This is a genomic window from Sphingobium sp. BYY-5 (assembly GCF_022758885.1).
Classification (GTDB): Bacteria; Pseudomonadota; Alphaproteobacteria; order Sphingomonadales; family Sphingomonadaceae; genus Sphingobium.
The window spans coordinates 272,921-294,273 of the sequence record NZ_JALEBH010000002.1 but is presented as its reverse complement, the minus strand read 5'-3'; the positions used below and the strand labels follow the sequence as shown (position 1 = coordinate 294,273).

Below are 21,353 nucleotides of genomic sequence, written 5' to 3'. Positions count from 1 at the left end.
CATGTCCCTGATTATCGCCAGCCAGTTGGACGCCGATTTCAACCGGGGCCTTGGCCAGCACCCGATCGCGCCGATTTTGATCGATGTCGCCGATGATGAGCCGTGGGCGGCGGCGAGCGAGGCCGATCTTCTGCTGATTCGACCTTCACCCGCCTGGCGGCAACCCACGGTTGTGCGCCCGCCCGTGTGGCCGGGTCGGCTGAAATGGGTCTATAGCGCGTCGGCCGGGATCGATTTCTATCCCGAATGGCTGCTCGACGCGCCGCTCGTCACATGTGGGCGCGGCGTTGCTTCCGATGAAATCGCCGATTATGTGATCGCCGCCATCTACGCCTATGCCAAGAATCTGGAGGCTGTGACCGCCCGCTCTCGGGCCGAATGGATCAACGTGCCCCTTGGCCGCGTGTCGGGTACGACGATCGGCGTCGTCGGGCTGGGCGCGATTGGCCAGTCGGTGGCGCGGCGCGGGCTGGCGCTGGGCGCGCAGGTTGTGGGCCTGCGTCGCTCCGGTGCGCAATCCAGCATCAGCGGTGTCGAGCATGTTCGCGATATAGAGACGCTTGTGGCGCGGTCCGACCATATCGTCATTGCTGTGCCGGCGACGGCGGAAACCCAGCATTTATTCAACGATGATCTGTTGCGGAAGGTCAAGCCTGGCGCGCATATCATCAATGTCGCGCGGGGATCAGTGATCGACCAGGAAGCGCTGGTGCGTGCGCTGGATGGCGAAAGCGGGCCGGGCTTCGCAACGCTGGACGTGACCGATCCCGAACCGCTGCCGGATGGGCATCCACTCTACACCCATCCGCGCGTGCGGCTGACGCCGCATATCTCCAGCAATCATACATTGGTGCGCCATCGCCTGCTGGAAAAGGTGCGGGACGATATATCGCGATTCGTACGAGGTGAGGCGCCGAGCGATATTGTCGATCCGGCGCGGGGATATTGACGATGTTGCGGCGGGACGGTTCAGAGCGCCTGAACCGTCTCCCGCGCCAGTTCGGCCAGCCGATTGGCGGCCTTGTCCAGCTTCTCGCCCGATCGCAGGATCGCCGCCACACGCGGCAGTTGCGGCAGCCGATCATGTTCCAGCGTGGGACCGTCCCCCAGGAACAGATGCGTGCGGCACGTGATACCCAGGCCCGCGCCCACGGCGGCCTTGAGCGTCGCCAGATTGGGCGTTTCCACCGCGATCCGCCATTGCAGACCCGCATCTTCCAGCCCACGGATAGCGGCTTCCCGGAAGCGGCATGGTTCTTCCAGCACGGCCAGCGGAATGATGTCCCGATCCGCCAATGCGGCGTCGCCATACCAGCTCATCGGTGCGACGGTCACGGCATGGCTGTCGTTGGGGGCGGCAAAGCCCAGCAGAATGTCCAGCTCCCGCCGCTCCAGCATCGTTTGCAACTCGGCCGTACCGGCGACGCGGGCATAGATTTGCGCATCGGGATGCAGTTCGGAAAAGCGCGACAACAGGCCGCTCAGCAGCGTGTCGGCAAAGTCCTGCACCATGCCGATCCGGGCAGGGCCGGCAAAGCGCCCGGCGCTGACGGCGGCCACCGCTTCATCATGCAGCAACAGCACCCGTCGTGCATAGTCGAGCAGGACTTCCCCCGCCGCCGTCAGGTTGAGCCGTCGGCCTTCCCGCAGAAATAGCGTCTGCTGCACCAGTTCCTCCAGACGCTTGATCTGAAGGCTGAGGGCGGATTGGGTCACGAACACCTGTTCCGATGCGTTGAGCATCGACCCTGTGTCGACGATCGCAACGAAGCTGCGCAGCAAATTGGTCGGTAAGTTGACCGGCACGATGGACCTCTTCGTAAAAGGATGGTGCCGATCCGGTGCCGGAAACGGCCAGTGTCGATAATAGGATGAGCGTCTATCGCCGATGCTTATATATCAATCAAAATAGTAGAGATTTATAGGATGAAGAAAAAACTTGGGCGGGCCGCTCCCCAGGCCAGAAACCACCGTTATCCGCGCTCATCCGCGCCACATCGGCGATGAAATACCATCTATGACGAATACTGATAGGTCGGCCTAGAAAAACTTAATTGAATGAGTAGACAAATCATGTTGGCTTATCCGGGATTTTACAAAAGGCCCGAACATGGCGGTTCTGACGATCAATGATGTTTCCAGCGCAAGGCGCGGCCGGTCGGCTTCCTCGGCCCGTGGCTTTTCGCTTTCCCGCTTCGGGGGGCGGTGGCTTTCTCCCCTTTTGTTGCTGTTGCTATGGGAGTTGGGGTCGCGCGTCGGGCTGATCCCGGAGCGTACATTGGCAGCGCCATCGACTGTGCTGGGCACGTTGATCGGAATGGTGGTTTCTGGCGAATTGCCGTCCAACCTGCTGGTGTCCTTCGCTCGCGTAGGTGTCGGGCTGCTGATCGGAGTTGGTCTCGGGCTGGGGTTCGGCGTGGTTGCCGGCCTGTCCAGAGCGGGGGAACTGGCGGTCGATCCACTGATGCAGATCAAGCGCACCATTCCGCCGCTGGCCTTGACGCCTTTGTTCATCGTCTGGTTCGGCATCGGTGAGACGCCCAAGGTGGCGCTGATCGCCTTTGCGACGATGTTCCCCGTCTATCTCAATCTCTACAGCGGCATTCGCAGCGTCGATCTGCGTCTGCTCGATGCGGCGAAGAGCTTCGGCCTTAGCCGCTGGGAGCAGGTTTGGCACGTCGTGCTGCCATCCGCCCTGCCGTCGCTTCTGGTCGGCCTGCGCTACGCCATCTCGATTTCGGTGCTGATTCTGGTCGTCGCCGAACAGATAAATGCATCCGCGGGGCTTGGTTATCTCATCAACAACGCCCGCGATTTCATGCGGACCGACATCATCGTCGTCTGCCTCATGGTCTACGCCATTCTCGGCCTTGGCGCCGACTGGCTGGTCCGCACCATCGAAGCCCGCGCCCTTATCTGGCGCCCCAGCATAGTGGAGCAATAAGCATGGACGCTCGCCTCGGTTTTTCCACGGTGGACAGTGCTGCCCACCAACCGCATCCCGACCCTGTCGTTCGCCTGCGCGACTTTAGTCGGCGCTTCGGCGCCAACACCATCATCGATGGCCTGGACCTCGACATCGCGCCGGGGGAGTTCATCGCGCTGCTGGGCCGGTCGGGTTCAGGCAAGACGACCCTGTTGCGGACGCTCGCCGGCCTTGATGAGGTGCGCGGTCAGGATGTCGAAGTGCCCGACTCGCGCGCCGTCGTATTTCAGGACGCACGCCTGCTGCCCTGGAAACCGGTCTGGAAGAATGTATCATTGGGCCTTCGTGGCGACCGGACGCGCGAACGTAGCGAGGCGGCGCTCAAGGAAGTGGGGCTTGGCCATCGTATCGATGCCTGGCCCCTGACTTTATCGGGCGGTGAAGCGCAGCGCGCCGCCCTGGCGCGCGCGCTGGTGCGTGAGCCAAAGCTGTTGCTGCTCGACGAACCTTTCGCTGCGCTCGATGCGCTGACCCGTTACCGGATGCACGATCTGGTCCTGTCGCTCTGGCGCGCGCACCAGCCGGCCGTGCTGCTTGTGACCCATGATGTGGAGGAAGCGATCGCGCTCGCCGACCGGGTGCTAGTGCTCGACAAGGGCCGCATCGTCGCCCAGGAACGCATCACCACCCCCCGTGGCGAGCGTGCCAGCTTTGCCGGTCGCCTGCGTGAAAAGCTGCTCTCCTATCTGGGTGGTGACGATCATGGCGACAGCGTGGTGCCGTTCGCCCCGATCGCGGAAGCTGCCGAATGACGGCACTCGCCGTTCTGGAGCGACCGGTCGATACGGGGCGGTTGCGCGGTTTCGTTACCGCTTTCGCGGATTTGCTGGCGGCGACGCGCGATGAGCAGGCGATATTGGAGAGTGGTCGTTCGCTTCTCGCTCGCCTGATCGCGACCGATGATTGGCTGCCGGAGGCGTTCACCCGTCCTGATCCGGACCGTTATCAGCAATATCTGCTCCACTGCGACAGCCGCGAACGGTTCAGCGTCGTCAGTTTCGTTTGGGGACCGGGCCAGGCGACGCCGATCCACGATCATACGGTCTGGGGTCTGGTCGGCGTGCTGCGCGGCGTCGAGAAGGTGGAGCGCTTTCGCCGCCTGCCGACCGGTGGACTTGTCGCGGAAGGCGAAGAGTTGCTGCGCGAGGGGGAAGTGGACGCCGTCTCTCCGCGCGTCGGCGACATTCATCGCGTGACCAATGGCCTTACCGACCGGCCGTCCATCAGCATCCATGTCTATGGCGCCAATATCGGCGCGGTCGAGCGGGCGACCTATGCCCCCGACGGCACGCCCAAGACCTTCATTTCGGGTTACGCCAACGGCGTGATCCCCAATCTCTGGGACAGATCGAAAACCGCATGACCACCGATACGCTTGAACGCATCCAGACTGCCACCCCGCAGGACATCCGCCACGCGCTGCTGGTCGGCAGCGAAATCGCCATCATCGATGTGCGCGAGGAACATGAATTCGCGCAGGGCCATCCGCTCTTCGCCGCGCAGATCCCGCTGCGCCGCATCGATGAGGAAGCGCGCTGGCGCATCCCGCGCCTGGACACCCCGATCGTCGTCTATGACAATGGCGAAGGGTTCGCGCGCAAGGCGGCGGTGCGTTTCGAGGGGCTGGGCTACACCCATGTTCGCGAGCTGGAAGGCGGCCTTTCCGCATGGCGCGACGCTGGCTTTGAATTGTTCGAGGACGTCAACAGCTACTCCAAGGCGTTTGGCGAGCTGGTCGAGCATCGCCGCCACACGCCCAGCCTCGCGGCGGAGGAAGTGCAGGCGTTGATCCGCGAAAAGGCCGACATCGCCATCCTCGATGCGCGCCGTTATGATGAATATAATGTGATGAACATTCCGACCAGCACCAGTGTACCGGGCGCCGAACTGGTATTGCGCGTACGGACGATCGCACCCGATCCCGATACGACGATCATCGTCAATTGCGCGGGTCGCACGCGATCGATCATCGGCGCCCAGTCGCTGGTCAATTCCGGTATTCCCAACAAGATTTTCGCGCTGCGTAACGGCACGATTGGCTGGACGCTGGCGGGCCAGGAGCTGGAAACCGGTCAGACCCGCGTCGCGCCGGAAGTCGATGATATATCGACCGAAGAAGCGCGCGCCTATGCCCGCGACGTCGCTTACCGCGCCGGGGTCAAACGGATCGGCTGGGCGGAACTGGAGGCGTTCAAGGCTGATACGGCGCGAACCCTCTATCTCTACGACGTCCGTCAGCCGCGCGAATTTGAGAGCGGCCATCTGCCAGGCTTCCGCAACGCGCAGGGCGGTCAGTTGGTACAGGAAACCGACCATAATGCGCCGGTACGCGGTGCGCGCATCGTCGTGGCCGACACGCTGGGGCCGCGCGCCGACATGACCGCATCCTGGCTGGCTCAGCTTGGCTGGGACGTGTCCGTGCTCGACGTCGACTGGACGGCCATCGCCCTGGAAAAGGGATCGGATGGCGCGCCCTCTCCGCGCGGGCCGGAGGGCCGCTACAAGCGCCCTTATGAGGGCACCGACAACAAGGCGGCTGCCATGCAGGCCTATCTCGACTGGGAATATGGCCTCGTCGCTCAATTGGAGCGTGACGGCACCCACGGCTTCTACGTCATTTGATATTGAGGAGGCGCATATGAGCGTCAAGTTCATCGGTTATATCGGCTTCAACAACGGGTCGGAGACCCAGTCGGCGGTGCGCAGTCGTGCGCTCGACACGGATTATGTGAATGCGGCGGCCAAGGCGCAGGAAGAGGGCGGCTTCGACCGCGTTCTCATCCCCTTCGGGTCCAACAGCCCGGAAAGCCAGATCGTCGCAGCCCATGCGGCGGCGATCACGACGAAGCTGGGCTTCCTGGTTGCGCACCGGCCCGGCTTCACCCAGCCGACCGTGGCCGCGCGCCAACTTGCCACGCTCGATCAGCTTTCGGGCGGCCGTGTGGCTGTCCACATCATCACCGGTGGCGCTGACGAGGAAATGGCACGCGATGGCGATACGCGGACGGTCAAGGCGGAACGCTATGCCCGTACCGACGAATATCTGACCGTCCTGCGGCAGGAATGGACGGCAGCCCAGCCGTTCGACCATCAGGGCAAATATTATGATATTCGTCAGGCATTCAGCGCGATCAAGCCGGACAATCTGCCGGTCTTCTTCGGCGGGTCGTCGGATGACGCGATCGAGGTCGCCGGTCGCCATGCCGATGTCTATGCACTCTGGGGCGAAACGCTGGAGGCGGTGCAGGATACGGTTCGCGCGGTACGCAAGTCGGCGGCGCGCTATGGCCGGGACCCCGGCTTTTCGCTCTCGCTGCGTCCGGTGATCGCCGATACCGAAGAAGCCGCCTGGAAACGCGCGGCCGAGATTGAGGAGCAGGTGCGTGAGAATCGCGTTGCCGCCGGCCTGCCGATCAGCGGCCATCGTCCGCCCAATGCCGGGTCGCTGCGCTTGCTCGACACCGCCAGCAGCAACCGGCGCGATACGCGCCTGTGGACCGGCGTTGCGGCGCTGACCGGTGCGGCGGGCAACAGCACGGGCCTGGTCGGCACGCCGGAGCAGGTCGCGGACGCCATGCTCGATTATTATGACATCGGCATCGACCATTTCCTGATCCGTGGCTTCGATCCGCTGGGCGATTCCATCCTCTATGGCCGCGAACTGCTGCCGGTCGTTCGGCGCAAGGTCGCCGAACGCGAGGCGTCTGGCCTCGCGCTGGCGGGCTGATCGATGGCCAAGAAGACTGTCGCCATCCTGTCGGCGACCCTTATCGCGGTGGCGGGCATCGGGCTCGCCGCCGCGAATTTTCGTGGCGGCGATGACAAGGTCTTGCGCGTTGCGAACCAGAAGGGGCAGGTCAAGGCGATGATGATCGCATCGGGCGTGCTCAAGGACGCGCCCTATACGGTCGAATGGTCGGAATTTCCCGCCGCGCAACCCTTGCTTGAGGCTGTGGGCGGCGGTGCGGCCGACCTGGGCCTGGCCGCCGATGCGCCCTTCATCTTCGCCTATCAGAGCGGCAGTCCGGTCAAGGCCATCGCCGTGCAGGCTCCGGCCAACCAAGCGGCGGAAGCGCTGGCCGTCCTGGTGAAAAATGGCTCTTCAGTGAAGAGTGCGCAGGATCTGGTCGGCAAGTCGATTGCGACCACGCGCGGTTCGATCGGCCATCATCTGCTGCTCCAGGCGCTGGAGCGGGCCGATATCCCGGTGGACAAGGTGCATGTTACTTTCCTGCCTCCGGGCGATGCCAAGGCGGCATTCGACAGTGGATCGATCGACGCCTGGGCTACCTGGACGCCCTATACCAACGTCGCGATCAAGGAAGGCGCGCGCGCGGTGATCGACGCCAAGGACTATGGTCTCCCGCTCTATATCGACATCGCTCATGCGGATTCCATCGATCCTAAGCGCGCCTTGCTGGCGGATTTCCTCCAGCGCGAAGCCAAGGCCGTCGCCTGGGCACGCGCGCATCCAGACCAGTTCGCGCAGGTTCTGGCGAAGGAAACGGGCCTGCCACTGGATATCGCTCGCGCCAGTTTCGATCGGAACAACCGCGTGTCGCAACCGATCGACGGCAAGATCATCGCGCATGAGCAGGCGATTACCGCACGTTTCCGGAAGGCTGGTCTAACCGACGGCAAACGCGCTGTCGCCGAAGCATTCGATGTCAGTTTCGGCAAAGGTGGGAAAAATAATAAGTTTTAAGATGAAAAGAAGATCTAAAGTTTAGCTTTAATCATAGATTGAAGCGCGAAGTCGTTATTCAACAAAATAAGTAGAAAATACATGATCCCTCGGAGAATATTTGGGGGTATATAATTATGAAACATAACGGGTCATATCTCACAACTACCGCGATTGTGGGCGTTCTGCTCTCCAGCGTACCGTTGGCGGCGCAAACGATCGTTGCGCCTCAAGCGGCCGTCGGTGACGCCTCCGATGCCGCCGGTACGATTATCGTTACCGGCGTGCGCGGGGCGCCCCGCACCATTGCAGAAAGCCCCGCGCCGATCGACGTGGTCAGCGCGGATAAGTTGCAGGCGACCGGTTCGGCCGAGTTCGGAGAAGCGCTGTCCAAGCTGCTGCCCTCGCTCAATTTCGGATCGACCCATGCCGGTGTCTTCTCGATCGGTCGCCCCGTTACCAATCGCGGCCTGGCACCCGCCTATACGCTGGTGCTGGTCAACGGGAAGCGACGTCACAACGGCGCCTTCCTCAGCAATTCGACCGCAGACACGTCCGGCGCCAACCCTGTCGACATCGACCTCATTCCGACCAGCGCCATCGACCGGATCGAGGTGTTGAAGGATAGCGCCGCCGCCCAATATGGCACGGATGCAATCGCCGGTGTCATCAACATCCAACTCTCCGAGAAGGAAGGGCTGGGCGGCGATTTCACCTATGGCACGCTCTACGACGCCAATGGCAGGCCGGACAGTTGGAAGGGGACGATCCGCTATGGCACGAAGATCGGTGACGACGGCGGCTTCCTGACCTTGAGCGGCGACATCCGCAAGCGCGGTGGCGCCTGGTGGAACCTGCCCGCGACCGACACCAACCTCTACGGCCTGCCCGCCGGCCGCACGATCGACCAGGTGGTGGCGACCAGCGGTCTGACCCGTGCGCAGGTGGAGGCCAATATCGCTGACGCCAATGCCCGCAACGCGCAATGGAACCGCGACGGTGCGCATAATGGCGACCCGCAGATCAAGGCGTTCAACCTCAGCTATAATGCGCAATTGCCGGTGACGGACAATGTCACGCTCTACAGCTTCGGTACTTATGGCGAACGCGACGCGCAGATTGGCAATAATTTCCGCCGTCCCAACAGCACCGCCGATTTCACGGCACTGTTCCCGGACGGCTATTATCCGCTCAACAATATCGACGAGAATGATTTCCAGTTCGTCGGCGGTCTGCGCGGAACGCTCGTGGGATGGGATTATGACATCTCCTCCTCTTTCGGCCGCAACGCCAGCCGCCAATATTCGAAGCTCTCCGTGCGCCCGTCGCTCGGACCGGACAGTCCGACCTATTGGCCCAATCTCGCCAATTTCGAGTTCCGCCAATGGACCCACAATATCGACCTGACACGTGAGTTCGACATCGGCTTCGCCAAGCCGCTGCAAGTGTCGATCGGTGGCGAATATCGGCTCGATCGGTTCCGCACCTTCGCCGGCGATCCGCTCGCCTATGAGGATGCGACCTACACCTTCAAGCCCGGCGACCAGCAATATGACTGGAATGTCGGGCGCGTCGCTTCCCCGGTGGTGCAGGGCGCGATCGTCCTTTCGCCTGCGGATGAAGCGGACATCAGCCGAAAAGTCTATGCCGGCTATATTGATCTAGGCCTCTATCCGACCGACGCCTGGTATATCGGCGCGGCCATTCGCGCCGAACATTATAGCGACGGTTCGGGCAGCCCGGTCGGCCTGAAGCTCAACAGCCGCTATGAGATCAGCCCGGCGCTCGCCATTCGCGGCACGGTCGGCACCGGCTTCCGCGCGCCGTCGCTGACCCAGATCGGCTATGCGCAGACGGACGGGCGCACATCCTCCTTCTTCAACCCGGCGACGGGTCAGACCGAATTGCGCCCCACCGTCGCCAAGCTGGTAACGGCGGATTCGACCGTCGGTCAGTTGCTGGGCGCCAAGCCACTCAAGGCGGAAAAGACCTGGAATGCCGGCCTCGGCCTTGTCTTTACGCCCTTGCCGTCGCTATCGGTGACGCTGGACGGCTATTATATCCGGATCAAGGATCGGATCGAGCGTACAGGCCGCCTGTTCGGCACTGGCATTTCGGCTATCCTCGCCGCGAACGACCTGTCCGATATCGAGCAGGCGGAATATTTCATTAACGCCGCGGACACCGAAACCAAGGGCTTCGACCTGGTTGCCGACTATAGTCGCAACCTGGGCGATCTTGGCAAGCTGGGTCTGACCGTCGCCTTCAACTATTCCAAGACCAAGGTGACGGATGTCGTCGCCACGCCGTCGCAACTGTTCGACGCCAATGGCAATTCGCTGCTGGGCGCGGGATCGGTATTCTTCGGCGGCGACAAGATCGGCGAGCTGGAAGTGCTCCAGCCGCATACCAAGCTGGTCAGCACGCTCAATTGGTCGAAGGGCATTTTCGGCCTCAGCCTCACTGCCACCCGCTATGGCAAATATACGCAGCGCACGGCGGCGGGCGACGATCGCTATTTCGGGGCGAAGATCATCACCGACGCCAGCATCAGCGCAAAGGTGACGTCGTTCGCGACGCTCTCGGTCGGCGCCACCAACCTGTTCGACGTTCGCCCCGAAACCAACGGGCCGGGCAATCCCCAGACGGGCCAGGGCTATTACGGCCCGTCGCCCTTCAACCCCGCAGGCGGCTATTATTATGGAAGGATCGCACTTGCTTTCTGATCGCCGGACTTTCCTTGCCGGCGCTGCTGCGCTCGGTCTCGCCGCGTGCGGCGGGGCCGGGAAGGGCGGTCGCACGAAACTGGTCCTGGGCGATCAGGTCCACCTGCTTCAGTCGAAGGCGGAGGCGGCGGGCACTCTCAACAATCTGCCCTATGATATCGAATGGGCGGAGTTTGTCGGCGCCGCTCCGCTGCTGGAGGCGTTGAACGCGGGGGCAGTCGATACTGCCATCGCGGGCGATCTGCCGGTGGTGCTGGCAGCGGCGGCGGGCGCACAGCTCAAGATCGTCGCCGGCGCGCTGTCGTCCACCAGGGATATCGGCATCCTCGTGCCGCCCGGTTCACCGATCCGGTCGGTTGCGGGGCTGGCGGGCCATCGCGTCATCGTATCCAGCGCGCGGGGCAGCATTTCGCACTATCTGCTGCTCGAAGCGCTCAAGGAAGCGAAGCTGGACCGGCGCAAGGTCGATATCGGCTTCATGCTGCCCAATGACGCCGCCGCCGCCTTCGCGGCTGGACGGATCGACGCTTGGGCGACCTTCGGCACCTATCAGATCGCGGCGCAAGAACGTGGCGCGCGGCTGCTGCGTGACGGACAGGGGATCAATACCGGCCTGGGCCTGCTCGCCGTGTCGCAGACTGCGCTGGACGATCCGGCCAAACGCGCTGCGTTGCGCGATATCGTCAGCCGGCTAAAACAAGCCAGTATCTGGGCGCAGGCCAATACCGAAGCCTATACCCGCATTTTCGCCAAACAGACGAAGATGGACCCGAAACTGGCCGCTCTGGTGGTGAAGTCGCAGAACCCGCTGCTGATCGCGCCCGACGCGGCGGTGGTAAAACCGTTGCAGCGGGTCGTCGATCGTTTCTATGCCGATGGCGAATTGCCCGCCCATGTGAATGTGGCCAGCATCGTCGATCCGGGCATCTTCCCGGCATGAGCGCCGCTGTCCGACTCTTCAGAAATCCTCATTGGGCGGCATGGAACCGCCTCCCTACACTTGTCCGCAAAGGAGCATCGCCATGGCTACAGTCTTGAAGGATGATCGTTTCCGCCATTCGGGCATCAGCGAAGCGGAATGGAAAGCCCGCGTCGACCTGGCTGCTTTCTATCGCCTCTCCGCCCTCTATGGCTGGGACGACTTCATCTATACCCATATCTCCGCCCGCGTGCCGGGGCCGGACCATCATTTCCTCATCAATCCCTTTGGCCTGATGTTCGATGAAATCACGGCGTCCAGCCTGGTGAAGGTCGACCTCGACGGCAATGTGATCGGGGAAAGCGACTATGGCATCAACTATGCCGGATACGTGATCCATAGCGCGATCCACGGCGCGCGTGACGATGCCCATTATATCGCGCATTTCCACAGCGCGGACGGCATGGCAGTCTCCGCCCATGCGGAAGGACTGCTGCCGCTCAACCAGCGCGCGCTCGCCCTCATCCCACGTCTGTCCTACCATGATTATGAGGGCGTCGCGCTCAACCTGGATGAGCGGGAAAGGCTGGTCGCGGATCTGGGCGACACCAAGGTCATGCTGCTGCGCAACCATGGCACGCTGGCCCTGGGCGCGACACCGGGCGAAGCGTTCAGCGGCATCTATCATCTGGAGGAAGCCTGCAAGGCGCAGGTGCGCAGCCTTTCCATCGGTCGCGATAATGTGCTGATCGCACCCGAAGCCGCGCAAGAGGAAGTCCGCCGCCAGATGAGTCGCGAACGCAAGCCGGTGGAAGGTGCCAAATCCCATTACGACCTCGTCTGGGAAGCGGCGCTGCGCAAGGCGGAGCGTCAGTCGCCCGGCTTCGACGCCTGACCGACCGGGAAGCCTGATGTCTCAACGCCAACTCAAACTCGGTCTCGTGCCCACGGGCGTCGGCGGTCCCGGCGACAGCAATCGCTGGCTGGACACCGACATCCCACTCGACGCCAGCGTCAATATCGACTGGTATATCGATATCGTGCGGCAGGCGGAGGCGGCCAAGTTCGACCTGGTGTTCATTGTCGACAGCCAGTTCATCACCGCCAATTCGCCGCCGCATTATCTCAATCGGCTGGAGCCGCTGACCCTGTTGTCGGCGCTGGCGGTGGCGACCAAGCATATCGGCCTCGTCGGCACGCTCACCACTTCCTATAATGACCCGTTCAATCTTGCCCGCCGCTTCGCTTCGGTCGACCTTATCAGCAAGGGACGCGCGGGGTGGAACGTCGTCACCAGCGGGGACGCGGGGACGGCGGGCAATTTCAGCCTGCCCGAACATTTCGACTATGATACGCGCTATCGTCGTGCCGTTGAGTTTCTTGATGTGGCGCGGGGCTTATGGTCGTCCTGGGAGGAAGGGGCGTTGGTCCGCGATCGGGCGACCGGCCAGTTCCTCGACGCCGACAAGCTGCACTGTCTCGACCATCGCGGCGAATTTTTCCAAGTCGTGGGGCCGCTCAATATCCAGCGATCGCCCCAGGGCGAGCCGGTGATCTTTCAGGCGGGCGACAGCGATCAGGGGCGTGATCTTGGCGCCACCATTGCAGACGCCATCTTCACCCACGCCGCGACGATCGAGCAGGGCCAAGCCTTCTATGCGGACATCAAGGGACGCGCCACCCGGCAAGGCCGCGATCCCGACCAGATCGTGATCCTGCCCGGCTTCTTCGTCTATATCGGTGATACAGACGCGCAGGCGCAGGAGATTGAGCGCCACTATCGCAGCGTCGATCAGAGTTTCGACCAAGCGCTGGCGGAGTTTGGCCGCCCGTTCGGCTGGCATGATTTTCGCCAGTATGATCCGGACGCGCCTTTCCCGGTAGAGGCGCTGGAACATGCAAAGAGCAGCTTCTACACGCAGGCGAAGAAGATCACGGACCAGGCGGCCGAGCAGGGCCTGACCTTGCGTCAGGCGGTGGAGCGGGTCCGTGCGGGGCGCGGCAGCCCCTTCGTTGGGTCGGCCGAAACGGTAGCGAACGAGATACAGCGCTGGTTCGAAAGCCGTGCGCTCGATGGTCTCAATGTCCATCTTGGCCATCCCGCGCAGTTCAGGCGTTTCGTCGAGGAGGTTGTTCCCATCTTCCAGCAACGCGGCCTGTTCCGCACCGAATATGAGGCCGGCACGTTGCGCGGCAATCTGGGTCTTCCCGTGCCGGTGGATCGGCGTCGGTCGCTTCAGACGCATCGCGACGCCGCCTGAATCTATAAAAATTCATCGACGCTCCCCGGCCAACTCTCATTGGCGGGGGGCACTGGCTGTTGCCACTATGGTCCTGACCGCAAGGAGACCATGATGGCGACACTTCTCACCGATACGCTCAAGACCCGTTATGCCGCGTTGCAGGCGGAGCGGGAGCGTAGCTGGACCGCCGCGCAACTGGAGGGGAATGCCCGTCAACGCGCCCAACTGATCGAGCGCTTCGACCCGACAGCAGTCGCGCAGCCCGGCACTATTCTCCCGCCCTTGACCTTCGCCGAAGTCGATGGCGGACATCTCAGCCTTGATGCGCTGACAGCCAGTGGACCGGCGTTGTTCCTTTTCTTCCGCTTCGCCGGCTGTCCGGCCTGCAATATTGCGCTGCCTTATTATGCGGAGAATCTATACCCTGCGCTCAAGGAACTGGGTATCCCACTCATAGCGCTCAGCCCGCAGCAACCCGACCGATTGAGGGATATCAAGAGGCGTCATGAGCTGCCCTTTGCCGTTGCCACTGATACGGACAACGGCTTTGCCCGACTATTGGATATCAGCTTCGTCCCGGACAATCGGCCATCGCCGCCGCCTGCCGGATGGATTGGTGAAGTGACCGGCACCAATAGCTGGGAATTGCCGCAGCCGGCCGCCGTGCTGGTCGGGCCGGGGCGCCGTGTCGAATGGCTGCATGTCAGTCCGGACTGGCTGGACCGGCCGGAGGCCGAAGAGATATTACGCCACATCACGCCGCACCTGTCCTGAATCAGGTCGTCCGGCCTGCACCGCGAGGCCGGACAATCTTCGCCGCGCGGGCAATGTCGGATCATGCCAAGCTGTGCATCGATCGTGCGCGCATTTGGTTTGGACCCGCTGTCGGCCAAAGCCTATCTCCACTCCATCAACGCTGGCCGGGCCAGTCGTTCGGGAGAGGAGAATTAGCGACATGAGCCATTTTAGCCCCAATGATCTGGCACGCCAACTGGGCCAGGGGCTATTGTCCTTTCCGGTTACGCATTTCGATGCACAGGGCGCATTTCAGGAAGGCCCCTATCGCGATCATTGCGGCTGGATGCTGGAGCGCGAATTGAGCGGCCTGTTTGCGGCGGGCGGCACCGGCGAGTTCTTCTCGCTGACCCCGGCCGAAGTGGCGCAGGTGGTTGCGGCGGCGGTCGCCCAAAGCAATGGCCGCATTCCCGTCATCTCCGGCTGTGGTTATGGCACCGCGATCGCCACCGGCATTGCGCGCGACGCGGAGAAGGTGGGCGCGGACGGTCTGCTTCTCCTCCCCCCCTATCTTATGAACAGCAAGCAGGAGGGGTTGGCCGCGCATATCGAGGCTGTCTGCCGCGCCACCGGGCTGGGCGTCATCGTCTATAATCGCGACAATGCCATCGTGAATGACGAGACGCTGGCGCGTCTGTGCGATCGCAATCCCAATCTCATCGGGTTCAAGGACGGGGTTGGCGATATCGAACTCATGACCCGCATCTATGCCCGCATGGGCGACCGGCTGACTTATATTGGCGGGCTACCGACGGCGGAAACCTTCGCCACGCCCTATCTCACCATGGGCGTCACGACTTATAGTTCGGCTATCTTCAACTTCATGCCAGAATGGGCGCTAGCCTTCTACCGGGCAGTGCGCGCCGGGGATCAGACCCATGTCATGGATCAGCTACGCAATTTCGTTCTTCCCTATATCGCCCTGCGTGACCGGGGGCGGGGCTATGCCGTGTCGATCGTCAAGGCGGGGATGCGCATCATCGGTCGCGATGCCGGTCCTGTCCGATCGCCGCTCACAGACCTGTCGGCGGAGGAAGAGGCGGAGTTGCGCGCGCTCATCGAACGCGCCACGGCGTGACCGGCCGGCAGTGACTTGCGGGTTCAGCACGGATAGTCTGGCATGATGTTCGAACTCAGCCAGCTCCGTTGCTTCGTCGCCGCCGCCGAAGAACTGCATTTCGGCCGGGCCGCCCAGCGGCTCAACATGACGCAATCGCCCTTGAGCCGCCAGATCCAGTTGCTCGAACGCATATTGGACGTGCAGCTTCTGGAACGCACCAGTCGACAGGTAAGCCTCACTCCGGCGGGGAGCGTTTTCCTGATCGAGGCGCGTCGGATCGTTCGCCTGGCCGACAGCGCGGCCCTCTCCGCTCGGCGCGTTGCGAAAGGCGATGCCGGGCGGGTTGCCATCGGCTTCACGGCTGTCTCCAGCTACAATATAGTTCCCCGCATCGTTGCGCAGGCGAGGGCCGTCCTTCCCAATATCGAGTTGGAACTGCGGGAAATGGTGTCGGGCGATCAGGTCGATGCCCTGCTTACCGGCCTGGTGGACATCGGTTTCGTCCGTCCGCCGGTCAATCGTCATGAGTTCGACAGCGCCTGCGTCCTGCATGAGCCTCTGTTCGTCGCCCTCCCACCCGGCGACCCGCGCAAGGCGATGGCGGCGCTCACACCCGCCGATTTCGATGGCCAGCCGCTCATCATGTATTCGCGACAGGGCGCTGCCTATTTTCACAATATGCTGGAAAATCTGTTTAATGACGTGGCGGCCGCCCCGCTCTATGTCCAGCATGTGACACAGATTCATTCGATGCTGGGTCTGGTCCATGCTGGGGTCGCCCCCGCCATCGTGCCCGAAAGCGCGACCGGTTTGCATATGAGCGACGTCCATTTTCGTCGCCTGATGACGCCGCAGGAAAAACCGGTCGAACTGCACATGGCCTGGCGGCGTGACAACAGGAATCCCGCGCTTCCCGCCATGCGACAATTATGCACGGAAATGACGACATGATCCCAATCGGTCGCCGCATCCTGCTCGCCGGGCTGGCGGCCAGTCCGATCGCGGCATCGGCGACGCGCTCACCTTCCAGCCCGGTCGCGCGAACGCGATATGGCCGGATACGCGGCACGATCGAAAAGAATGTGTTCGTCTTCCGCGGCGTTCGCTACGGTGCCGACACGGCCACTACCCGTTTCCACCGGGCCGCCCCGCCGATCGCTTGGCAAGGCATAACGGATGCCACACGCTATGGCCCAGCCGCGCCACAGACCAGGGCGTCCGAACCTACATCCGAAGACTGCCTGTTCCTCAATATATGGACTCCCGCGCTGGATGCGGGAAAGCGTCCGGTCATGGTCTATCTCCATGGCGGCGGCCATGCCCATGGATCGGGCAGCGACCCGCTCTATGACGGCGGCAATCTCGTCCGGCGCGGCGATGTCGTGGTGGTGACGCTCAATCACCGGCTGGCGGCGATGGGCTATGCTTATCTTGCCCAGCTTGGCGGGCCGGCGGAGTCCGGCAATGTCGGTAATCTCGACATCATTCTCGCGCTGCAATGGGTGCGGGACAATATCGCGAATTTTGGCGGCAATCCGGATCGTGTGATGATCTTCGGCCAGTCGGGCGGCGGTGCGAAGGTGGTGACGCTGATGGCGATGCCCGAAGCGCGCCCTCTCTTCCACGCCGCCGCCACGATGAGCGGCCAGCATGTCACCGCCGCCGGCCCCATGCACGCCACCGCCCGCGCGAAGGCATGGATGGAGAAGGCCGGTGCACCTGACATAGCCACGCTGATGCAACTGCCGATAGACGGGCTGGTCGAAGCTATGGCGATGACCGACCCGTTGGAAGGGAAGGGGGAGATCAGCTTCACGTCCACCCTGGACCATGGCGTCCTGCCGCGCCACCCATTCGTGCCGGACGCTCCGCGCGAGGCGGCGCATATCCCGCTGATCGTCGGGAATACCCATGATGAAACCGCGCTCTGGATCGAGAAGAGCTTGCGTGCGGGTGACACGAACTGGGACAATCTGCCCGAACGGCTGGCGCGCGAGACGGTCAAGGATCTTGCACCCGATTATGTGATCCGCCGCTATCGCGAACTTTATCCCGGCCGTACACCCGGCCAAATCCTGCTCGCAGCGTCGACAGCGGGGCGCTCCTGGCCTGGTCATCTTATCCAGGCCGAAGAACGCGCCCGCATCGGCGCGCCGACCTGGATGTATCAGCTCGATTTTCCTTGCCCCGAAGCGGGGGGAATATTGGGCGCTTTCCACACGCTCGACATTCCTCTGGTGTTCGACAATGTCGATGCACAAGGTTCTCGTATCGGTGTCAGTCCCGAAGCGCGGCGTCTGGCCGGGCAGATGGCGGATGCCTTCATCGCGCTGGCCCGGACGGGCGATCCCAATTGCCGATCCATTCCGCAATGGCCGCAATTCACCCTCGACCAGCGTCCAACGATGATCTTCGATCGCACCGTGCGCATCGAAAATGATCCGCGCCGGGAAGAACGGCTGCTCTTCGCCGTCGCCCCCTATATCAAGCCGGGTGGATAGATAAAGCAGCCCGCATGGGAAGGGGACGTCATCGATCCCAGGGGAAGGCCAAAGTCGGCCGGTTCGCAAAGCGCGTCATCGCCAATGCCAACCGCACGCCGCATCCCGGCTCCAGCCGCAGCGTGAAATCCCGTTTTCCGACAGCAACGGTCCGTCCATTCATCGTGACCGCATCGATCCGATGCTCGGCATAGGCACCCCCCTGAACCGTCACGGTTCGCGCCTGCTGCCCCAGGTTCACCAAAGTTACCTCGGTCTCGCGATCCACCAACCGGTGAACCAATGCGCCAACATCCGCCGGTACGCCTGCCCGCCGTGCCACCGGGTCGAAATAGCGCAACCGGCAATGCAGCGGCACGCCACCTTGAGACGGCGAGCTTTTCGACCAGGGTGGCCGCGCAATATGCAGTCCGCCGGTCATTAACTGGACCAGACTCTTGACGCTGGCCGGGTTGATATCGATCGGCCAATCCGCGAGCCGCGTCTGTGGCGTGCTATCGTCCCTTTCCCGTGCGGCCACGCGATCGGCAACCCGCTTCAGATCCACGCCCAGCGCCTGAACCGGATAGTCTGCATTGCGCCCTTCGAGGAAATCGATCCATGGATCATCGCCCGCAAGTTCTCGATCTTCACCCTTTTGCGACATATACCAGATTTCGAAGCCATTGACGCGATAACGCCCGGGTTTCCAGCCATACCAACCTTGGGCACCATACATGGTGGGCGCGCTTAGCACCCCGTCCACGTTGCGGGACGCATCGTTGAGCCGTGCCGTGTGCCGCCGCCAGAGGTCGATGAAGCCGAGATCGCCGCTCATCACGACGCCGCCCATGAAGGTCGTGATGGACCGGGGCACGCGATTGCGATCTTCCCGCTTCCCGGTTTGCGGTACGACCGGGGAGAAACCCCAACCGTAGATGCCCTTCCACCAGTCGCCGCCGACTGTACCATCGGGTCGGACGAAGCTCGGTAGCAGGCCGTCATTCTTTGCCGCCCGATCGGCCCAGGCGGACAGATAGTCCAGCGCCCAGGTGCGGAACCGCTCCCCGCCGCCCAGCGCATAGGCGTTGAGGCCCAATGTCGTCGCTTGCAGGTTCAACGGATTATCGCCGATCACATCGCCATATTCGGCATAATGATCGAGCGTCTCCTGATAGGTTGTTTCCCCATGCTCCATGTGAAAGGGAGCGGGGTCGAACGGATCGCCCGCCCAGTCGAGCGATGTCGCCTGGCGCAGCATCGGCCCCCGGCTGCCGTTCAGCAGGCTGCGCATCATTTTCAGGCGCGGATCATAGTTGGGCGCGTCAGGATCGCGTCCGGTGTAGAAATCGGCGTAACGCCGCGTTCGCGCCAGCAGCTTCGCATCGCGTGGGATGGACAATCCCATGAGGTTGAAGCTGGTCAACCCCTCCGCATTATGCTGCCAGTCCATTTGCGTGGGGAATTCGCGATAATACATGCCCTGCCGCGCAATCGGTACGTCGATGGTGCGGGCGGCCGTGAACTGGCGCAGATGCCCTTCCCAAAAACGACTGGCGAGCGTCCTGATCCTGTCGCTGCCACCCAGCGCGTGGAGCAGGAACCAATCGTTGGTCGCTTCCGCCGCGTCGTCGGGACCATCATTCGCACCCCAGCGCTCAAATATTTTGAGGCGGTCGTGGCTGTCCACATATTGGGCGTAGAAGGCTTCGCAAGCGGCCAGATTGGCGTCCAGCAACTGTCGTTGCATCCTGGCCCATTCCGGTGCCGGCATCGGCCTGTCCGCCACCAGCATCGCCGGAACCGTTCGCGCCTGCGCGGGGAGGGCAAGGACCGCCGTACCGCCCAAAAAGGCGCGTCGATCGACCCGCATCAAGCCAGCTCCAGCCGACGGATCGGCCCGACAATGACGGTGAAGGCGAAGATGGTGAGCAGGCAATGCACGCCTACGAACATCAGCGCGAGGTCGAATGATCCGGTCGCCGCGACGATATAGCCGACGACGATCGGCGTCACGATGCCGGCCATATTGCCGAACATGTTGAACACGCCCCCCGACAGGCCTGCAAGCTGTTTAGGCGCGACATCGGCCATCACTGCCCAGCCGAGCGACGCAATCCCCTTGCCGAAGAAGGCGACCGCCATCAGCGTCACCACCAGCCATTCGGCCTCCACCCAGACGCAGGCGATGATGAGCGTCGCCAGCGACATGCCCATCACCAGCGGCGTCTTGCGCGCCAGGTCCAGCGATCCGGTGCGCTTGAGGATGAGGTCGGAGCAATAGCCGCCGGCAAGGCCTCCGACAAAACCGCACAGCGCGGGCGCGGCGGCGGCGAAGCCTGCCTCCATGATATTGAGGCCGCGTTCCTTCACCAGGTAGATGGGAAACCAGGTGACGAAGAAATAGGTCAGCACATTGATGCAATATTGGCCGAGATAGATGCCCAGCATCATACGGTTTGCCAGCAATTGCCGCACATTCGACCATGTGAAGGTCGGCGTGCGCGCCGCCCCGGCGCCGGCATCCTCCATGTGGATCAGGCCGCCGCCTGCCTCGATATGCGCCAGTTCCGCCGCGTTGATTCCGGGATGGCGGGCGGGGCTGTGAATATAGCGCAGGAACAGGGCGGTCGCGACCAGCCCCAATGACCCCATCACCCAGAAGACCGAGCGCCACCCGAAACTGTGGACGAGCCAACCCATGAGCGGCGCGAAGGCGACGAGCGAGAAATATTGCGCGCTGTTGAAGATGGCCGAGGCGGTGCCCCGTTCGGCGCCTGGGAACCAGGCCGCCACCAGCCTTGCATTGCCAGGGAAGGAGGGGGCTTCGGCTGCGCCGACCAGAAAACGCAGCGCGAACAGGGTCGCCACCACCGGCAAGCCGGCGATCAGGCCGACCGTTCCCTGTATCGCGGTGAAAAGCGACCAGATGGCGATCGCGGCGGCATAGATTTTCTTGGTTCCGAACCGGTCAAGCAAGGCGCCGCCGGGAATTTGCGCCAGCACATAGGACCATGCAAAAGCGGACAGGATGAAGCCGGTCTGCACTGGCGAAAGGCCCAGTTCGCCACTCGCGGCATTGCCCGCGATCGAGAAGGTTGCGCGATCCGCATAGTTGATCGAGGTGATTATGAAGATCAGCGCGATGATCTTGTAGCGCACATGCGTAGCGCGCGCGGGAGTGGGGGAAACTGCGACGGCCTCGGTCAAAACGCTCTCCGCATAGGCGCCGCCCGTCTGTGGGAGCGGTCGGGGGTGGACGCAGACGCTAGACCGACAAGGCGGCCGGGTCCAAGTCCAAATGTAGCATGATTCAGCCATGACTTGGCTTGATCGAGCAATGGATACCGGTGTCTTTCCCGGATCAGTGCAAGTCGTGCATCGATTCATGCCGGATTGGGGTTGGCGTTTGCGGTCGATGCGGGTCTATCGAAACATCAGCAATCCGGTCCAAAGGCCG

At 62.7% G+C, this 21,353-nt stretch carries 18 protein-coding genes; 15 read left to right on the top strand and 3 right to left on the bottom strand.

The window, feature by feature from the left end; all coding sequences use genetic code 11:
- The first annotated feature begins 1 nt into the window (after nucleotide 1).
- Nucleotides 2-949, top strand: coding sequence for a D-isomer specific 2-hydroxyacid dehydrogenase family protein (locus MOK15_RS17565; RefSeq protein ID WP_242933013.1), 948 nt, complete (start codon nucleotides 2-4; stop codon nucleotides 947-949).
- Between the two features lie 20 nt (nucleotides 950-969).
- On the opposite strand, the gene MOK15_RS17560 is transcribed toward MOK15_RS17565, so the two are convergent.
- Nucleotides 970-1,806 (bottom strand): LysR substrate-binding domain-containing protein, encoded by an 837-nt coding sequence (locus tag MOK15_RS17560; RefSeq protein WP_242933012.1) that lies wholly within the window; start codon nucleotides 1,804-1,806, stop codon nucleotides 970-972.
- Between the two features lie 304 nt (nucleotides 1,807-2,110).
- Here MOK15_RS17560 and MOK15_RS17555 point away from each other — a divergent pair, with 304 nt between their 5' ends.
- From MOK15_RS17555 to MOK15_RS17490, 14 genes are all read left to right on the top strand, one after another.
- A complete protein-coding gene (locus tag MOK15_RS17555; RefSeq protein ID WP_242933011.1) occupies nucleotides 2,111-2,944 on the top strand; it encodes an ABC transporter permease in 834 nt (277 codons plus the stop codon).
- Between the two features lie 2 nt (nucleotides 2,945-2,946).
- A complete protein-coding gene (locus MOK15_RS17550) occupies nucleotides 2,947-3,738 on the top strand; it encodes an ABC transporter ATP-binding protein (RefSeq protein ID WP_242933010.1) in 792 nt (263 codons plus the stop codon).
- On the top strand, nucleotides 3,735-4,349 hold the full coding sequence (locus MOK15_RS17545) for a cysteine dioxygenase (protein ID WP_242933009.1): 615 nt from the start codon (nucleotides 3,735-3,737) through the stop codon (nucleotides 4,347-4,349). The genes MOK15_RS17550 and MOK15_RS17545 overlap by 4 nt, the downstream gene beginning before the upstream one ends.
- Nucleotides 4,346-5,608 carry a rhodanese-like domain-containing protein gene (locus MOK15_RS17540; protein WP_242933008.1) on the top strand — a complete coding sequence of 421 codons (1,263 nt, stop codon included), beginning with the start codon at nucleotides 4,346-4,348 and terminating at the stop codon, nucleotides 5,606-5,608. The genes MOK15_RS17545 and MOK15_RS17540 overlap by 4 nt, the downstream gene beginning before the upstream one ends.
- A gap of 16 nt (nucleotides 5,609-5,624) precedes the next feature.
- Complete coding sequence (locus tag MOK15_RS17535; RefSeq protein ID WP_242933007.1) at nucleotides 5,625-6,713, top strand: LLM class flavin-dependent oxidoreductase; 1,089 nt, start codon at nucleotides 5,625-5,627, stop codon at nucleotides 6,711-6,713.
- 3 nt (nucleotides 6,714-6,716) lie between these two features.
- Complete coding sequence (locus MOK15_RS17530; protein ID WP_242933006.1) at nucleotides 6,717-7,691, top strand: aliphatic sulfonate ABC transporter substrate-binding protein; 975 nt, start codon at nucleotides 6,717-6,719, stop codon at nucleotides 7,689-7,691.
- A gap of 155 nt (nucleotides 7,692-7,846) precedes the next feature.
- Nucleotides 7,847-10,396, top strand: coding sequence for a TonB-dependent receptor (locus tag MOK15_RS17525; protein WP_242933005.1), 2,550 nt, complete (start codon nucleotides 7,847-7,849; stop codon nucleotides 10,394-10,396).
- Nucleotides 10,386-11,336 carry an ABC transporter substrate-binding protein gene (locus MOK15_RS17520; protein ID WP_242933004.1) on the top strand — a complete coding sequence of 317 codons (951 nt, stop codon included), beginning with the start codon at nucleotides 10,386-10,388 and terminating at the stop codon, nucleotides 11,334-11,336. The genes MOK15_RS17525 and MOK15_RS17520 overlap by 11 nt, the downstream gene beginning before the upstream one ends.
- 82 nt (nucleotides 11,337-11,418) lie before the next feature.
- Nucleotides 11,419-12,210, top strand: coding sequence for a class II aldolase/adducin family protein (locus tag MOK15_RS17515; RefSeq protein ID WP_242933003.1), 792 nt, complete (start codon nucleotides 11,419-11,421; stop codon nucleotides 12,208-12,210).
- A gap of 16 nt (nucleotides 12,211-12,226) precedes the next feature.
- The gene (locus tag MOK15_RS17510) at nucleotides 12,227-13,576 is read left to right on the top strand and encodes an LLM class flavin-dependent oxidoreductase (RefSeq protein ID WP_242933002.1); all 1,350 of its coding nucleotides are present in this window, start codon (nucleotides 12,227-12,229) and stop codon (nucleotides 13,574-13,576) included.
- 90 nt (nucleotides 13,577-13,666) lie between these two features.
- Nucleotides 13,667-14,332, top strand: coding sequence for a peroxiredoxin-like family protein (locus MOK15_RS17505; protein ID WP_242933001.1), 666 nt, complete (start codon nucleotides 13,667-13,669; stop codon nucleotides 14,330-14,332).
- A 181-nt stretch (nucleotides 14,333-14,513) separates the two neighbouring features.
- Nucleotides 14,514-15,431: a 5-dehydro-4-deoxyglucarate dehydratase gene (gene kdgD / locus MOK15_RS17500; protein WP_242933000.1), complete on the top strand. Its 918-nt coding sequence runs from the start codon at nucleotides 14,514-14,516 to the stop codon at nucleotides 15,429-15,431.
- A 42-nt stretch (nucleotides 15,432-15,473) separates the two neighbouring features.
- Nucleotides 15,474-16,364, top strand: a complete 891-nt coding sequence (locus tag MOK15_RS17495) for a LysR family transcriptional regulator (RefSeq protein ID WP_242932999.1) — start codon at nucleotides 15,474-15,476, stop codon at nucleotides 16,362-16,364.
- Nucleotides 16,361-17,914 carry a carboxylesterase/lipase family protein gene (locus MOK15_RS17490; RefSeq protein ID WP_242932998.1) on the top strand — a complete coding sequence of 518 codons (1,554 nt, stop codon included), beginning with the start codon at nucleotides 16,361-16,363 and terminating at the stop codon, nucleotides 17,912-17,914. The genes MOK15_RS17495 and MOK15_RS17490 overlap by 4 nt, the downstream gene beginning before the upstream one ends.
- A gap of 28 nt (nucleotides 17,915-17,942) precedes the next feature.
- On the opposite strand, the gene MOK15_RS17485 is transcribed toward MOK15_RS17490, so the two are convergent.
- Together MOK15_RS17485 and MOK15_RS17480 are read right to left on the bottom strand one after the other, a co-directional pair.
- Nucleotides 17,943-19,766, bottom strand: a complete 1,824-nt coding sequence (locus tag MOK15_RS17485) for a hypothetical protein (RefSeq protein WP_242932997.1) — start codon at nucleotides 19,764-19,766, stop codon at nucleotides 17,943-17,945.
- The gene (locus MOK15_RS17480; protein WP_242932996.1) at nucleotides 19,766-21,103 is read right to left on the bottom strand and encodes an MFS transporter; all 1,338 of its coding nucleotides are present in this window, start codon (nucleotides 21,101-21,103) and stop codon (nucleotides 19,766-19,768) included. The genes MOK15_RS17485 and MOK15_RS17480 overlap by 1 nt, the downstream gene beginning before the upstream one ends.
- Nucleotides 21,104-21,353: the final 250 nt, after the last annotated feature.

Excerpts from the sequence above, each read along its gene's own strand:
- MOK15_RS17535 (WP_242933007.1), top strand. The coding sequence starts at position 5,625 with ATGAGCGTCAAGTTCATCGGTTATATCGGCTTCAACAACGGGTCGGAG.
- MOK15_RS17550 (WP_242933010.1), top strand. The coding sequence starts at position 2,947 with ATGGACGCTCGCCTCGGTTTTTCCACGGTGGACAGTGCTGCCCACCAA.
- MOK15_RS17545 (WP_242933009.1), top strand. The coding sequence starts at position 3,735 with ATGACGGCACTCGCCGTTCTGGAGCGACCGGTCGATACGGGGCGGTTG.
- MOK15_RS17540 (WP_242933008.1), top strand. The coding sequence starts at position 4,346 with ATGACCACCGATACGCTTGAACGCATCCAGACTGCCACCCCGCAGGAC.
- MOK15_RS17490 (WP_242932998.1), top strand. The coding sequence starts at position 16,361 with ATGATCCCAATCGGTCGCCGCATCCTGCTCGCCGGGCTGGCGGCCAGT.
- MOK15_RS17485 (WP_242932997.1), bottom strand. The coding sequence starts at position 19,766 with ATGCGGGTCGATCGACGCGCCTTTTTGGGCGGTACGGCGGTCCTTGCC.
- MOK15_RS17495 (WP_242932999.1), top strand. The coding sequence starts at position 15,474 with ATGATGTTCGAACTCAGCCAGCTCCGTTGCTTCGTCGCCGCCGCCGAA.
- MOK15_RS17510 (WP_242933002.1), top strand. The coding sequence starts at position 12,227 with ATGTCTCAACGCCAACTCAAACTCGGTCTCGTGCCCACGGGCGTCGGC.
- kdgD (WP_242933000.1), top strand. The coding sequence starts at position 14,514 with ATGAGCCATTTTAGCCCCAATGATCTGGCACGCCAACTGGGCCAGGGG.
- MOK15_RS17565 (WP_242933013.1), top strand. The coding sequence starts at position 2 with ATGTCCCTGATTATCGCCAGCCAGTTGGACGCCGATTTCAACCGGGGC.
- MOK15_RS17505 (WP_242933001.1), top strand. The coding sequence starts at position 13,667 with ATGATGGCGACACTTCTCACCGATACGCTCAAGACCCGTTATGCCGCG.
- MOK15_RS17555 (WP_242933011.1), top strand. The coding sequence starts at position 2,111 with ATGGCGGTTCTGACGATCAATGATGTTTCCAGCGCAAGGCGCGGCCGG.
- MOK15_RS17530 (WP_242933006.1), top strand. The coding sequence starts at position 6,717 with ATGGCCAAGAAGACTGTCGCCATCCTGTCGGCGACCCTTATCGCGGTG.
- MOK15_RS17515 (WP_242933003.1), top strand. The coding sequence starts at position 11,419 with ATGGCTACAGTCTTGAAGGATGATCGTTTCCGCCATTCGGGCATCAGC.